The sequence below is a fragment of the Phyllobacterium sp. MT110 genome (assembly GCF_058792715.1).
Window position 1 is genome coordinate 166,843 of the sequence record NZ_JBXAFE010000004.1, and the last position, 14,113, is coordinate 180,955.

General features: G+C 62.6%; 13 protein-coding genes. 7 read left to right on the forward strand and 6 right to left on the reverse strand.

Features of this window, described 5'->3' with window-relative positions; translation table 11 throughout:
• Window positions 1-11 precede the first annotated feature (11 nt).
• Genes AC1Q5O_RS18630 through AC1Q5O_RS18655 form a run of 6 tightly spaced genes read right to left on the reverse strand, consistent with a single transcriptional unit; the run spans window position 12 to window position 7,166 of the window.
• Window positions 12-1,637 (reverse strand): AMP-binding protein, encoded by a 1,626-nt coding sequence (locus AC1Q5O_RS18630; RefSeq protein ID WP_492565006.1) that lies wholly within the window; start codon window positions 1,635-1,637, stop codon window positions 12-14.
• A 5-nt stretch (window positions 1,638-1,642) separates the two neighbouring features.
• Window positions 1,643-2,797: an acyl-CoA dehydrogenase family protein gene (locus AC1Q5O_RS18635; RefSeq protein ID WP_492565007.1), complete on the reverse strand. Its 1,155-nt coding sequence runs from the start codon at window positions 2,795-2,797 to the stop codon at window positions 1,643-1,645.
• A 1-nt stretch (window position 2,798) separates the two neighbouring features.
• Window positions 2,799-3,611 (reverse strand): enoyl-CoA hydratase family protein, encoded by an 813-nt coding sequence (locus tag AC1Q5O_RS18640; RefSeq protein WP_492565009.1) that lies wholly within the window; start codon window positions 3,609-3,611, stop codon window positions 2,799-2,801.
• On the reverse strand, window positions 3,604-4,107 hold the full coding sequence (locus AC1Q5O_RS18645; protein WP_492565012.1) for a MarR family winged helix-turn-helix transcriptional regulator: 504 nt from the start codon (window positions 4,105-4,107) through the stop codon (window positions 3,604-3,606). Before AC1Q5O_RS18645 ends, AC1Q5O_RS18640 begins: the two co-directional genes overlap by 8 nt.
• Window positions 4,104-4,868, reverse strand: a complete 765-nt coding sequence (locus AC1Q5O_RS18650; protein WP_492565014.1) for an SDR family NAD(P)-dependent oxidoreductase — start codon at window positions 4,866-4,868, stop codon at window positions 4,104-4,106. Before AC1Q5O_RS18650 ends, AC1Q5O_RS18645 begins: the two co-directional genes overlap by 4 nt.
• Window positions 4,869-7,166 (reverse strand): bifunctional salicylyl-CoA 5-hydroxylase/oxidoreductase, encoded by a 2,298-nt coding sequence (locus AC1Q5O_RS18655; protein WP_492565016.1) that lies wholly within the window; start codon window positions 7,164-7,166, stop codon window positions 4,869-4,871.
• Window positions 7,167-7,303: 137 nt separating this feature from the next.
• Between AC1Q5O_RS18655 and AC1Q5O_RS18660 the strand changes: the two genes are divergently transcribed.
• The 7 genes from AC1Q5O_RS18660 to AC1Q5O_RS18690 all read left to right on the forward strand — a co-directional run bounded on the left by AC1Q5O_RS18660 (window position 7,304) and on the right by AC1Q5O_RS18690 (window position 14,110).
• Entirely contained in the window at window positions 7,304-8,068 is a 765-nt protein-coding gene (locus tag AC1Q5O_RS18660) for an enoyl-CoA hydratase-related protein (RefSeq protein WP_492565018.1), read from the forward strand.
• 1 nt (window position 8,069) lies between these two features.
• Window positions 8,070-9,488 carry a 3-hydroxyacyl-CoA dehydrogenase NAD-binding domain-containing protein gene (locus tag AC1Q5O_RS18665; protein WP_492565020.1) on the forward strand — a complete coding sequence of 473 codons (1,419 nt, stop codon included), beginning with the start codon at window positions 8,070-8,072 and terminating at the stop codon, window positions 9,486-9,488.
• 70 nt (window positions 9,489-9,558) lie between these two features.
• A complete protein-coding gene (locus AC1Q5O_RS18670; protein WP_130272211.1) occupies window positions 9,559-10,695 on the forward strand; it encodes an ABC transporter substrate-binding protein in 1,137 nt (378 codons plus the stop codon).
• A 77-nt stretch (window positions 10,696-10,772) separates the two neighbouring features.
• The gene (locus AC1Q5O_RS18675; protein WP_492565023.1) at window positions 10,773-11,693 is read left to right on the forward strand and encodes a branched-chain amino acid ABC transporter permease; all 921 of its coding nucleotides are present in this window, start codon (window positions 10,773-10,775) and stop codon (window positions 11,691-11,693) included.
• Window positions 11,694-11,701: 8 nt separating this feature from the next.
• Entirely contained in the window at window positions 11,702-12,685 is a 984-nt protein-coding gene (locus tag AC1Q5O_RS18680) for a branched-chain amino acid ABC transporter permease (RefSeq protein WP_492565025.1), read from the forward strand.
• Window positions 12,678-13,427, forward strand: coding sequence for an ABC transporter ATP-binding protein (locus AC1Q5O_RS18685; protein WP_492565027.1), 750 nt, complete (start codon window positions 12,678-12,680; stop codon window positions 13,425-13,427). Before AC1Q5O_RS18680 ends, AC1Q5O_RS18685 begins: the two co-directional genes overlap by 8 nt.
• Window positions 13,424-14,110 carry an ABC transporter ATP-binding protein gene (locus AC1Q5O_RS18690; RefSeq protein WP_492565295.1) on the forward strand — a complete coding sequence of 229 codons (687 nt, stop codon included), beginning with the start codon at window positions 13,424-13,426 and terminating at the stop codon, window positions 14,108-14,110. The genes AC1Q5O_RS18685 and AC1Q5O_RS18690 overlap by 4 nt, the downstream gene beginning before the upstream one ends.
• Window positions 14,111-14,113 lie beyond the last annotated feature (3 nt).

A 14,113-nucleotide genomic window follows, 5' to 3' on the forward strand; every position in this document is an offset into this window, starting at 1 on the left:
TATTACGTGGGTTATTGCTGATATGCCTTGCGCAATTGAAAGCGCTGTATTTTCCCGGTCGCCGTCTTGGGCAGCGCATCGAGGAATTTGATCGAGCGCGGATACTTGTACGGCGCTATGACCTGTTTGACATGGTCCTGCAAGCGCTTGACCGTTTCCTCACTGGCCGCCACACCCGCCTGCAGCACCACATGCGCCTGCACGATCTGGCCGCGCTCCGCATCGGGGGCGCCGATGACGGCGCATTCGCTGACGTCGGGATGGGCGAGCAGTGCCGCTTCCACTTCCGGCCCGGCAATGTTGTAACCGGCGGAGATGATCATGTCGTCGGAGCGCGCGGCAAAATGGAAATAGCCATCCGCGTCCTGAAAGAAGGAATCGCCGGTCAGGTTCCAGCCGTCGCGCACATAATTCTTCTGGCGCTTGTCGGCGAGATAGCGGCAGCCGATTGGCCCGCGCACCGCCAGCCTGCCGATCTCGCCGCGCGGCACTTCGCACATCGCCTCGTCGACTATAATGGCTTGGTAGCCGCTGACGGGCTTGCCCGTCTTGCCCGGCCCCGAATCCTCCAGCCGGTTGCTGATGAAGATGTGCAGCATTTCCGTGGCGCCGATACCGTCGAGCAGCGGCTTGCCGGTCTTCTGCATCCAGGCTTCGTAGATCGGCGCCGGCAGTGTCTCGCCCGCCGAAACCGCGATGCGCAGCGAGGAAAGATCCGCACCCTCGTTCATCGCCTGCAGCATGACCCGGTAGGCGGTCGGCGCGGTAAAGCTGATCGTTGCCTTGTAGGTCTCGATGATGTCGATCATTTTCGGCGGCGTCGCCTGTTCCAGCAGGGTTGCCGCCGCGCCGAACCGCAGGGGGAAGATCGCCAGTCCGCCAAGACCGAAGGTGAAGGCAAGCGGCGGCGAACCCACGAATACATCGCCTGGCCGCACATCAAGCACTTCCTTCGCATAGCCGTCGGCGATGATGAGAAGATCGCGATGAAAATGCATCGTCGCCTTCGGCTCGCCCGTAGTGCCCGATGTGAAGCCGAGCAGCGCGACATCGTCGCGGCCGGTCTTCACCGCCTCGAAGCGCACGGATTTGTCGAGCGCGATCCGGTCCAGTTCCGCCTCGTGATTGGCCGTGCCGTCAAAGCCGACAACGCGTTTGAGGAACCTGCTTGTTCTGGCGCAGGCTTCCATGTCTTCCAGCAGCCGTGTATCGCACAGCGCCAGGGATATCTGCGCCTTGTCGACGATCTGGGTGAGTTCGCCGGCCCGCAGCATCGGCATGGTATTGACGACGACGGCGCCCACCTTGGTTGCCGCCAGCCAACAGGCAACCATGGCCGGATTGTTGGCGGAGCGGATCAGAATACGGTTGCCCGGCTCGACACCGTAATTTTCGACCAGCGCATGGGCGATGCGGTTGGTCCAGTCGGTGAGTTCCTTGTAGGTCCGGCGGCGGCCATTGCCGATCAGCGCCGTATTGTCGCCGAAGCCCTTGGCGACCATCGCATCGGTCAGTTCCACGGCGGCGTTCAGCCACTCCGGATACTGGAAATTCTCCATCAGCAGTTCCGGCCATTCCTCGAGCGGAGGAAGATTATCCCGGGTAAAGTGATCCGTATGCGCCGATGGTCCCAACATTCTCTTTATCCCCTTGCAAGTTCATGCCTTGCGATGATTATTTTTTGTACGTCCGACGCACCTTCATAGATGCGCAATGCCCTGATTTCCCGGTAGAGGCGCTCGACGACACTGCCTTTGCGCACGCCATCGCCGCCGTGAATCTGAACCGCCTTGTCGATCACGCTCTGCGCGCGGTCCGTGGCGTAGAGTTTGGCCATCGCGGCTTCCCGGCTGACCCGCTCGGCACCGCTGTCCTTCAGCCACGCCGCCCGGTAGACGAGCAGCGCCGCTGCATCGATATCCAGCGCCATGTCGGCGATGTGCCCCTGCACCATCTGCAGCTCGGACATGGGGGCGCCGAAGAGGTGACGGCCATTGGCGCGCTTGACCGCTTCATCCAGCGCCCGGCGGGCAAAGCCCAGCGCGGCCGCCGCCACGGTCGAGCGGAACACGTCAAGCACCGACATGGCAATGCGGAAGCCCTGCCCCGGTGAACCGATGAGAGCGGATGCTGGTATGCGGCAATTGTCAAAGACCAGCCGCGCCAGCGGATGCGGGGCGATCACTTCAAGACGTTCGGCAATGATCAGGCCCGGCGTATCTGCGGGCACGATGAAGGCAGAAATGCCCTTGGCACCCTCCCCTTCGCCGGTGCGGGCAAACACCGTATAGACATCGGCGATGCCGCCGTTGGAAATCCAGGTCTTTTCGCCGTTGAGGACAAATCCGTCCCCATCGCGCACGGCTGACAGTTCAAGATTGGCAACGTCCGATCCCGACTGCGGTTCGCTGAGGGCGAAGGCCGAGAGCGCCTTGCCCGCCCGCGTCCGCGTCAGCCATTCCCGCTTCTGCGCATCGGTCCCGAACAGGGAGAGCGCGCCGGTGCCGAGCCCCTGCATGGCAAAGGCGAAATCCGCCAGGCCGTCATGCCGCGCCAGCGTTTCGCGGATGATGCAAAGGCTGCGCACGTCAAGCTTGCCGCCGGCTGCCGGATCAACCGCCGTATGCTGGAGAAGACCGGCTTCTCCAAGCCTGGCAACCAGCACTCGGCAGGCGTCATCGACATTTTCGTGGTCGATGTGGCCGGTGTTGTCCGTCGCCCACTGCTCCACCGCATCGGCAAGCCGGCGATGCACATCGTCGAAGAAAGGCCATGACAGGAAGCTGCGATCGATCATCTCAGTCACCCTTGAACACGGGGGTCTGATGCGCGACGAAGGCATCATAGGCACGCTGGAAATCCTGCGTCTGCATGCAAAGCGCCTGCGCCTGTGCTTCCGCCTCGATGGCCTGATCGATCGACATGGACCATTCCTGGTTCAGCATCGTCTTGGTCATCATATGGCCGAATGTCGGGCCTTCGGCGAGGCGCCTTGCCAGTTTCAGTGCCTCAGCGTCCAGCGTTTCCGCATCGACAATGCGGTTGTAGAAACCCCAGCGCTCGCCCTCTTCGGCCGACATGCTGCGCCCGGTATAGAGCAGCTCGGCCGCGCGGCCCTGGCCGATGATCCTTGGCAGGATGGCGCAGGCGCCCATGTCGCAGCCGGCAAGCCCCACACGCGTGAACAGGAAGGCGGTTTTGGCGGCCGGTGTCGCCAGACGCAGGTCGGATGCCATGGCGATGATCGCGCCTGCCCCCACGCACACGCCGTCCACGGCAGCGATAACCGGCTTGCCGCAATGCATGATGGCCTTGACCAGATCGCCTGTCATGCGGGTGAATTCCAGCAGGCTCTTCATGTCCATCTGCAGAAGCGGTCCGATGATGTCGTGCACATCGCCGCCCGAGCAGAAATTGCCGCCATTGGAACCGAAAACCACGGCCTTGATGTCATCGGCATAGACGAGAGCGCGAAAACAGTCGCGCAGTTCGGCATAGCTGTCGAAGGTCAGCGGGTTCTTGCGCTCCGGCCGGTCAAGCGAGATGACCGCGATGCCGTCGGTGACATGCCATTTGAAATGGGTCGCCGTGTAATGTGCCATCTCACGCATCGTGTTCCCCCTCGCTGTGCAGTCCCTGCGCATGTTCAATCGTATCCAGCGTGGCGAGCAGCCCGGCTGTCACATCCACCGGCAGGCTGCCGAAAATCTCGTTGATCCACAGTTCATGCGCGGTCGCCATCCGGGCGAATTCATCCCGTCCCCGCTGGGTCAGCCGGACCAGCATGGCGCGTTTGTCACCCGCAACCGGCACCCGCAGCACCGCGCCATCCGACACGAGCCGCTCGATAATGCCGGTGACATTGCCGTTGGAAACCCGCAGCGCCGAGGAGAGCTCGCTCATCTTCAGCCCTTCCTCGAACCGGTAGAGCGCCGCCATCACATCAAAACGCGGCAGGGTCGTATCGAACTCGACCCGCAGGTTTTCGCGCACCACCGCCTCGACATGCTTGGTCGCCTTGAGCATTTTCAGCCAGACACGCAGGCTCTGCTTCACCTGCTCGGGCCCGGCTTTGCGGGCGGCGGACGGGCTGGTCTTGCTGCTCATACTTCGCCTCCTGAAATGGATATGGCCTGCCCGGTGACGGAGCCGGAATGCGCGCCGCACAGCCAGAGCACCGTCTGCGCGATCTCCGCAGGCTGGATCAGCCGTTTCTGCGGATTGGATGCAACAAGGGCTGCAACGGCGTCCGCATGGCTCTTGCCGGTTTTCTGCATGATCGTTTCGATGGCGCGCTCAAGCATCGGCGTTTCGGTGAAGCCGGGACAGACGGCATTGACTGTCACCCCGGACTTCGCCAGTTCCAGCGCCAGCGATTGCACCAGCCCGATCACGCCGTGCTTGGCCGCGGCATAGGCTGAGACATAGGGATAGCCTTTCAGGCCCGCCGTCGAGGCAATGGCAATCAGCCGCCCGTCATTTTTCGCCAGCATATCAGGCAGTCCCTGCTGGAAGGTCAGGAACACGCCGGTCAGGTTCAGATCGATCTGGCCTTGCCATGTCGCAAGGTCAAGTTTCTGGAATGGCGTGCTGGCAGCTGACCCGGCATTGGCAATGGCGATGTCGAGGGGACCGACGTCGCTGCGGATGCGGTCGAACAGATGGCGGGACGAGCCCTCATGCGTGACATCGGCAGCGACGGGAACAATGCGTTCCGACCGTGCCGCGATCTCATTCAAGGCATCCACCCGGCGGCCCGCGATCACCACCTTTGCCCCTTCGCCTGCCAGGGCAAGCGCGATGGCGGCGCCGACGCCGGAACCACCGCCGGTGACCAATGCGACCTTGCCTTGGAGGGATTGTGTCATCTACGCGCCCTCGATGGGAGCAATGACTTCGGCACGCTCCGCCAGCCGGTACATCTGGTCCCGGCCGGGATAATAGGGTTTCGGCCAGTCCACGCCCTTGTCACCCAGCGCCACGGCCGCATGCAGGGTCCAGTAGGGATCGGCGAGATGCGGGCGTGCAAGACAAACCAGATCGGCACGACCGGCAAGCAGGATGGAATTGGCGTGGTCCGGCTCGTAGATATTGCCGACGGCCATGGTTGCCATGCCCGTCTCGTTGCGGATGCGGTCGGAGAACGGCGTCTGGAACATGCGGCCATACACCGGCTTGGCGTCTATCGAGGTCTGCCCGGCCGACACGTCGCAGATATCGACCCCCGCCTCCTGCAGCATCCGCGCGATCTCGACAGCATCCTGCGGGGTTATGCCCTTGTCGCCCACCCAGTCATTGGCGGAAATGCGCATGGAAATCGGTTTTCCCGAGGGCCAGACGAGACGCACCGCACGGAATATTTCAAGCGGATAGCGCATGCGGTTTTCCAGGGAGCCGCCATAGGCGTCGGTGCGGTTGTTCATGACCGGCGTTATGAACGACGACAGGAGATAGCCATGCGCCGCGTGGATTTCCAGCATGTCGAACCCGGCCCGGTCAGCCATTTCGGCCGAGGCAACGAACTGGTCCCGCACCCGGTCCATATCGGCGCGGGTCATGGCGATGGGGATCTGGTTGTCCGCTGACCACGGCAGGTCGGAGGCGGACAGAACCGGCCAGTTGCCGTCAGGCAGCGGCACATCCGTTCCCTCCCAGCCGAGGCGCGTCGAGCCCTTCGCACCGGAATGGCCAAGCTGGCAGCTGACCTTGGCACCGGTCTCCGCATGGATGAAATCGACAATCCGCTTCCACGCCGCTTCGTGCTCCGGCGCATACATGCCGGTGCAGCCGGGTGTGATCCGCCCTTCCGGACTGACGCAGGTCATCTCGATGGTGACCAGACCCGCCCCGCCCTTGGCGCGCTCGCCGTAGTGGACGAGATGCCAGTCGGTGGGTGTCCCGTCGACGGCCTTGTACTGCGCCATCGGCGAGACCACGATGCGGTTCTTCAGGGTCAGATCACGCAGTCTGAATGGCGCAAACATCGGCGCGCGCTGCGTTCCCCGCTTCGCCCCGGCCTTTTCCTGAAACCAGGCTTCGGCGCTTCCCAGCCATGTCCTGTCGCGCAGCCGCAGGTTTTCATGGCTGATGCGCTGCGAGCGGGTCAGAAGCGAATAGTTGAACTGGACCGGATCGAGATCGAAATAACGCTCGACCTCCTCGAACCATTCGAGTGAATTGCGCGCCGCCGATTGCAGGCGCAATACCTGCAGCCGCCGTTCGTCCTCGTATTTGGCAAAGGCGTCCGCAACGGACTTTTCCGAATGCAGATAACCAGCCAACGCAATCGCGCTTTCCAGCGCCAGCTTGGTGCCGGAACCGATGGAGAAATGCGCGGTCGCCGCCGCATCCCCCAGCAGGACCACATTGTCGTGGGACCATTTTTCGCACAGCACGCGCGGGAAACTGATCCAGGCGGAACCGCGGATATGGTTGGCATTGGTCATCAGCGCATGGCCGCCAAGATATTTGGCAAAAATCCGCTCGCAGACTGCAATCGACTCCTGCTGGCTCATGCCGCCAAAGCCGAACTTGTCCCAGGTCTGCTGGCTGCATTCGACGATGAAGGTCGCGGTATCCGCATCGAACTGGTAGGCATGCGCCCAGACCCAGCCGTGCTCCGTCTCCTCGAAAATGAAGGTGAAGGCGTTGTCGAATTTCTGGTGCGTGCCAAGCCAGACGAACTTGCATTTGCGCGTGTCGATTTCCGGCTTGAAATGCGCGGCAAAGGTCGAGCGGGCGCGGGAATTCAACCCGTCGGCGGCAACGACCAGATCGTAATCCTTGGCAAGGGCGGCGATGTCGTCGACAGGTGTTTCAAACTGCAGCTTGACGCCGAGTTCGCGCGCCCGCTCCTGCAGCAGCATCAGCAGCGTCTTGCGCCCGATGCCGCAAAAGCCGTGGCCGGTCGACACCGTCTCGGTCTGCTTGAAATGAACGGCGATATCGTCCCAATAGGCGAAATGGTCGCGGATCGCATCGGCACTGACGGGATCGTTGGCGGCGAGATTGGACAGGGTTTCGCTTGACAGCACCACGCCCCAGCCGAAGGTGTCATCGGCCCTGTTGCGCTCGATCACCGTGATGTCGTGGCCGGGATCGCGCAGCTTCATGCTGATCGCGAAATAGAGACCGGCGGGCCCTCCTCCAAGACAGGCGATCTTCATCAGGCACACTCCCGTTTGACCTTGCTCATCGTGTCACCGCATCAAAATAATTTCAAGCATGAAATTTCAAGCTTGAATAATTTCCGATTTATAGGGATAGTCAGGTCAAGCAGAGCAAACTGCAGGGGGGATGCGATATGGAAAACTATATCCAAACCGACGTGAAGGATGGTTACGCCATCCTGACATTGACACGCCCCGAGGCGCGCAATGCGCTGAACACCAGCATGCTCAAGCAGCTGGCCGAGAGCCTCGCGCGTTTCGACCGCGACCCCGAAATCCGCACCATCATCCTCACCGGCGCCGAGGGCAATTTCGCCTCGGGCGCCGACATCGGCGAGATCGCCGACAAGACATCCGTCGATGGCGTGCATGATCTGCGCCTGCATGCATGGGACGCCATCGCCAGGGTGCGCAAGCCGCTGATCGCGGCGGTCGAGGGCTATTGTCTCGGCGGCGGATTTGAACTGGCGCAGCGCTGCGACCTGATCGTGGCGGCCGGCAACGCCACCTTCGGGCAGCCGGAAATCCGGCTCGGCCTTATTCCCGGTGCCGGCGGCATCCAACGGCTGACAGCGCTTCTCGGCAAATCCCGGGCGATGCGCCTGCTGTTGACAGGTGAAACCATCAGCGGCACCGATGCGTTCGACTGGGGTATCGCGTCGCACGGCACCCCGGCCGGGGAAAGCCTTGCGGCGGCTGAAAGTATTGCCGCCAAACTCGCCAAGGGCGCGCCGCTGGCCCAGCAGTTCGTCAAGCAGGCGGTGCTGACAGCACTGGACGATCAGAATGCCCTGGCGCTGGAGCGCCGGTCCTTCGAATTGCTCTTGTCCACCGACGACAAGGCCGAGGGCATTGCCGCCTTCCGCGCCAAACGCCAACCCGAATTCCGGGGGCGCTAGCATGGGCAAGCCGGTCAACATAGTTGGCGTTGCCGGTGCAGGCACCATGGGCCGGGGCATCGCGCATCTGCTGGCACGATCCGGAATCAAGACAATCCTCTATGACACGCAGGACGGCATGGCCGCCAAGGCGAAGGCTGCGATCCTTGCCGACATCGGCCAGCGCATCGCCCGCGGCAAATCGACGGAAGGCGAGCGCGACGCCTGTGCCGGGAATATCGTCATCGCCGACACCTTGCAGGACATGGCGCCGGCGCATCTCGTCATCGAAGCCATCATTGAGACGCTGGACGCCAAGGCAGACCTGTTTCAGGCACTGGAGAAGGTCTGCGCCACGGATTGCCTCTTTGCCACCAACACCTCTTCCCTTTCGGTCGAAGCGATTGCACGCACGATCCAACGCCCGCAGCGCTTCGCAGGGCTGCATTTCTTCAACCCCGCCCCGGTGATGAAGCTGGTCGAGGTCGTCGCCGGCCCGCAGACGGAAGCGGGTATCGCCGAACGGCTGTCCGGTCTCGTCAATATCTTGGGCAAGCAGCCCGTCGAGGTGCGCGACAGCCCCGGCTTTCTCGTCAATCGCTGTGCCAGGCCTTTTTACGGCGAAGCGCTGCAACTTCTGGAAGATCGCGTTACCGATGCAGCAACCATCGACATGTGCCTCACATCGTCGGGCGGTTTTCCGCTCGGGCCGTTCGAGCTGATCGATCTTGTCGGCGTGGATATCAACCTCGCCGCAACAGCCTCCGTATGGCAGGGATTCGACCGGTCGCCACGCTTCAAGCCGTCACCACTCCTCGAGGATATGAAGGCCGAGGGCAGGCTCGGCCGCAAAACCGGAAGCGGATTTTTCACCTATCCGCGTCAGGACAATGTGCTGCCCGGTGACAGTTCCATATCGACTGTCGACGAGTTGAAGCGGCAGCTTGAAACACGCACCGGTGTTGCCGTGCATCTGAGCGACGGGCGGACGGCCCGCGAACTGTCCACGGACAGCCGCCAGCCGGTCATCGTGCTTGACCGGCAGATCGGCCAGTGGCGCGGTCCTGTTTCCCTCGCCTTCGCCCAGCATGATCTGCGCGACGCCGATATCCGGTCCATGGCGCTGCAGGCCAAATCGCTGGGGGTTGAACTGCACGAGGTGACGGACACGCCAGGGCTCATATTTCTGCGCGTGGCGGCCATGCTGGTCAATGAAGCCGCCTTCGCCTTCGGACAGGGACTGGCCACGACGGCGGGAATCGACACCGCGCTGAAACTCGGCCTGAACTTCCGCCATGGCCCGCACGAAATGCTGGAGGCGCTCGGGATCGCGGCGATCACGAACACGCTGGAGCGCTGCGGCCGGATCCACCCTTCCGGGCGGTATGATGCCTGTCCCGCTCTGGCGGACTTTGCGGAGGATGCAACAACCAGGCGTTAGTTGGCACGGGCACTTGCATCGCGAATCAATTTAGAATTGAGATGAACCATAAAATAAGGGGAACGACGCAATGAAACGAATAGCAGCAGCGGCATTGATGGCGGGTTTGACTTTTGCCGGTCAGGCCATGGCCGAACCTGTGAAGATCGGCATGATCACGACATTGTCCGGCGGCGGCGCAGGCCTTGGCATCGATATACGCGACGGCTTCCTTCTCGCCATCAAGGAGTCCGGCAACAAGGACATCAAGGTCATCGTCGAGGACGATGCGCAGAAGCCGGAACTTGCCGTGCAGATCGCCGACAAGATGGTCCAGAGCGAAAAAGTCGACATCCTGACCGGTATCGTCTGGTCCAACCTTGCCATGGCGGTCGTGCCGGGCGTTGTCGGCCAGGGCACGTTCTACCTCTCTACCAATGCCGGCCCGTCGGCACTGGCCGGTGCCAACTGCAACCCCAACTATTTCAACGTCGCCTACCAGAACGACAATCTGCATGAGGCCATGGGCAATTATGCCAATACGGCCAACTACAAGAAGACCTTCATTCTTGCGCCGAACTATCCCGCTGGCACCGATGCGCTCACCGGCTTCAAGCGCTTCTACAAGGGTGCGCTGGCAGGCGAGCTCTACACCAAGGTCGGCCAGACCGATTATGCCACCGAGATCGCGCAGATCCGCGCTTCGGGTGCCGATTCCGTCTACTTCTTCCTGCCCGGCGGCATGGGCATCGCCTTCATGAAGCAGTATTCGCAGTCCGGCATTTCCACGCCGGTCATGGGCCCCGGCTTCTCCTTCGATCAGGACGTGCTTGGCGCCATCGGCGATGCGGCCATCGGCGTGAAGAACTCGTCGCACTGGTCGAAGGACCTCGATAACGCCGCCAACAAGAAATACGTCGCGGCCTTCAAGGCCGAGTACAAGCGCCTGCCATCGCTCTATGCGACGCAGGGCTACGACACGGCGAACCTGATCCTTTCGGCCGTCGCCAAGGCCAGCGTCAAGGACAAGGATGCGTTCCGGGCCGCGCTGAAGGAAGCCAAGTTCGATTCCGTGCGCGGCAAATTCAAGTTCGGCAACAACAACCACCCGATCCAGGACATCTATGTGCGCGAAGTGATCAAGGAGGACGGCGTTCTCACCAACAAGATCGTCGCCACCAGCTTCACCGATCACCAGGATGCCTATGCGGCCAGCTGCAAGATGTGAGCGATAAACGGGGGCGCGCGGACGAAAAAACGCGCGCCCTTTCTGCCAGTGATCGTCTCATCGGATTGGATTGAACCTTGTCTTCGGCCCTCCTCATCGAACAAGCCCTGAACGGCCTGCAGTTCGGCGTCATGCTGTTTCTGATGGCCGCCGGATTGACGCTGATCTTCGGCGTCATGGGCGTGATCAACCTTGCCCATGGCTCGCTCTACATGGTCGGGGCCTTCGCCTGCGCGGCGGTTGCTGCCTATACCGGCTCGTTCTGGCTCGGTCTGGTGGCCAGCCTCGTTGCCGCTGCCGCCGCAGGCGCCATTGTCGAAGTCACGGTGATCCGCCGTCTCTACAACCGCGATCATCTCGATCAGGTTCTTGCCACCTTCGCGCTCATCCTGATCTTTTCCGAGGGCACGCGCTGGGTGTTCGGCTCCTTTCCGCTCTATCTCGACATCCCGAAGGTGCTGCAGGGGGCGATCAGCCTGCCGGGCGGCGGGCAGTACCAGCTTTACCGGCTTGCCATCATCGGCGCCGGTCTCATCGTCGCCATCGGGCTCTATCTGCTGATCGCAAAGACAAGGCTCGGCATGCGCATCCGCGCCGGTGAATCCGACCGGGAAATGATTGGCGCGCTCGGCGTCGACATCGCTTCGCTCAACACCATCGTTTTTGCCCTTGGCGCGGCGCTGGCGGGCCTCGCCGGTGCGCTGGTCGGCGCGCTGCAGTCGGTGCAGGTCGGCATGGGCGAACCGGTGCTCATCCTCGCCTTCGTCGTCATCGTCATCGGCGGCATCGGCTCCATCAAGGGCGCGCTGGCCGGCGCCATTCTTGTCGGCGTGGTCGACACCATGGGGCGCTTTCTGCTGCCGCAGCTTTTCGCCCTGTTCATGCAGCCGTCACAGGCGGCCACGGCAGGCGCAGCCATCGCCTCGATGCTCATCTACATCGTCATGGCCTTCATTCTGGCAGTGAGGCCGAAGGGCCTCTTTGCGGTCAATGCGTGAGGGACCGAATGGCTGACCGCGAACGCCTTGTGAATATTGCCCTTGCCTTGATCGTGCCGGCCTGCGCTGTTGCCGCCCATGGCATGGGCGAGCCGTTCTACGTGACCCTTGCCACCCGCATTGCCATTCTTGCGCTTGCCGCGGTGGGGCTGAACCTCGCGCTTGGCCTTGGCGGCCTTGTCTCGTTCGGCCATGCCGCCTTTTTCGGCATCGGCGGCTATGCCGCCGGCATCTTTGCCACCCATGCCTTCAACCAGACCCCGCTGCTCACCGCGCCCGTCTTGCTCATGGCGACAAACCAGATGCCGGTGATCTGGCTGGTGAGCGCTGCCGTCGCCGGTCTCGCCGCCCTGATGATCGGCCTGATCAGCCTGCGCACCTCCGGCGTGTATTTCATCATGATCACCCTCGCCTTTGCCCAGATGATCTACTATTTCGCCATCTCCTGGCCCGCCTATGGCGGCGAGGATGGCCTGTCGATCACCATGCGCAACGGCTTTCCCGGAGTGAACACGCTCAATCCCCTCAGCTTCTTCCTGATCGCCTATGGCCTGCTCCTGCTGGCGCTGTTCGCCTTCTCCCGGCTCAGGGACTCACGCTTCGGTGCGGCGCTGCAGGCCACGCGGCAGAACGAGGTACGGGTGGCGTCCATCGGCATCCGGCCGCTGCGCATCCGCCTCGTCGCATTCATCCTGTCCGGCATGATCACCGCCATTGCCGGTGCGCTGTTTGCCGATCTCAACCGTTTTGTCGGCCCCTCCATGCTGTCGTGGAGCATGTCCGGCGAACTCATCGTGCTGATCATACTGGGCGGTACCGGCCGTCTCTTCGGGCCCGTCGCCGGCGCCATCCTGTTCGTGCTGTTCGAGTTTGCCCTCGGCGGGCTGACGGAGCATTGGCAGCTGTTCCTCGGCCTCATTCTGCTCGCCGTCGTCCTGTTCGGGCGCGGCGGTCTCATCGGGCTTCTGGCCGGGAAGGTGCGTCATGGTTGAACCCGTCCTCAGCATCCGGAACCTGTGCAAATCCTTCGGCGCCCTGAAGGCCACCGACGATGTCAGCCTTGATCTTCACCCCGGCGAAATCCATGCGCTGATCGGCCCGAACGGTGCGGGGAAATCCACACTGATCCACCAGATCGCCGGAACGCTGAAGCACAATAGCGGCTCCATCCATTTCATGGGCCGGGATGTCTCGGCGCTTGGCGTCTCGCACCGCGCGCAACTGGGGCTCGGCCGCACCTTCCAGATCTCGTCGCTGACGCCCGAGTTTTCGGCGCTGCGCAATGTCATGCTGGCCGTGCAGGCCAATCAGGGTTCGAGTTTCCGTTTCTGGAAGCCTGTCATGACCGACGCATCGCTCAAGGACACCGCGCGCGACATGCTCGGCCGGGTGGGATTGCTTGAGCGGGCCGATATACCCAGCGCCGAACTTTCCCATGGCGAGCGGCGGCAGCTGGAAATTGCCATTGCGCTGGCGCTCGGTCCGAAAGCCTTCCTGCTCGATGAGCCGATGGCGGGCATGGGGCCGGAAGGCTCGAAACGCCTCACCGCCTTTCTCGACACGCTGCGGCACGAAGCACCGATCCTTTTGATCGAACACGATATGGATGCCGTCTTTGCCCTCGCCGACCGCATTTCGGTGCTGGTCTACGGCCGCATCATCGCCACCGGCACGGTCGACGACATCCGCCGCAATCCGCTGGTGCGTGAAGCCTATCTCGGGGAGAGCGTCTGATGCTGCTGGAACTTACCGGGGTCGAGACCTTCTATGGCGCGTCGCAGGCGCTTTTCGGCGTCAATCTTGCGATGGCGGAAGGCGAAGCCGTTGCGCTGATGGGCCGGAACGGCATGGGCAAGACCACCACCATCCGCTCGATCTTCGGGCTTTCGCCGCTGCGCCACGGCACGGTCCTTTTCGCCGGCGCCGATATTTCGGCGGCAAAACCCTATCGCATCGCCCGGCTTGGGCTGGGACTGGTGCCGGAAGGACGGCGCTGCTTTCCCAACCTGACGGTGGCGGAAAATCTGCTGGCTTCGGCGCGAAAGGGATTCTGGACCATCAAGGAGGTCAATGCCCTCTTCCCGCGCCTGGCGGAGCGGTCCGGGCAATATGCCAACTCGCTGTCCGGCGGCGAGCAGCAGATGCTTGCCGTGGCGCGCGCCCTGATGACCAACCCGAAGCTGATCGTCCTCGATGAGGCAACGGAGGGCCTTGCGCCGGTAATCCGGCAGGAAATCTGGAAGGCCATCGCCGCGTTGAAGCGGCAGGGCCAGTCCATTCTGGTCGTCGACAAGACCCTGTCCGAACTTCTGCCGGTGGCCGACCGCTGTTTTGTGCTTGAGCGGGGCCGCACCGTCTGGAGCGGTGTGCCGGCCGAATTGACCGGCGCGATTCAGGACCGCTATCTCGGCGTCTGACGG

Bases quoted from the DNA above. Each gene is read 5' to 3' on its own strand.
- AC1Q5O_RS18630 (WP_492565006.1), bottom strand. From the start codon at position 1,637: ATGTTGGGACCATCGGCGCATACGGATCACTTTACCCGGGATAATCTT.
- AC1Q5O_RS18635 (WP_492565007.1), bottom strand. From the start codon at position 2,797: ATGATCGATCGCAGCTTCCTGTCATGGCCTTTCTTCGACGATGTGCAT.
- AC1Q5O_RS18640 (WP_492565009.1), bottom strand. From the start codon at position 3,611: ATGCGTGAGATGGCACATTACACGGCGACCCATTTCAAATGGCATGTC.
- AC1Q5O_RS18645 (WP_492565012.1), bottom strand. From the start codon at position 4,107: ATGAGCAGCAAGACCAGCCCGTCCGCCGCCCGCAAAGCCGGGCCCGAG.
- AC1Q5O_RS18650 (WP_492565014.1), bottom strand. From the start codon at position 4,868: ATGACACAATCCCTCCAAGGCAAGGTCGCATTGGTCACCGGCGGTGGT.
- AC1Q5O_RS18655 (WP_492565016.1), bottom strand. From the start codon at position 7,166: ATGAAGATCGCCTGTCTTGGAGGAGGGCCCGCCGGTCTCTATTTCGCG.
- AC1Q5O_RS18660 (WP_492565018.1), top strand. From the start codon at position 7,304: ATGGAAAACTATATCCAAACCGACGTGAAGGATGGTTACGCCATCCTG.
- AC1Q5O_RS18665 (WP_492565020.1), top strand. From the start codon at position 8,070: ATGGGCAAGCCGGTCAACATAGTTGGCGTTGCCGGTGCAGGCACCATG.
- AC1Q5O_RS18670 (WP_130272211.1), top strand. From the start codon at position 9,559: ATGAAACGAATAGCAGCAGCGGCATTGATGGCGGGTTTGACTTTTGCC.
- AC1Q5O_RS18680 (WP_492565025.1), top strand. From the start codon at position 11,702: ATGGCTGACCGCGAACGCCTTGTGAATATTGCCCTTGCCTTGATCGTG.
- AC1Q5O_RS18685 (WP_492565027.1), top strand. From the start codon at position 12,678: ATGGTTGAACCCGTCCTCAGCATCCGGAACCTGTGCAAATCCTTCGGC.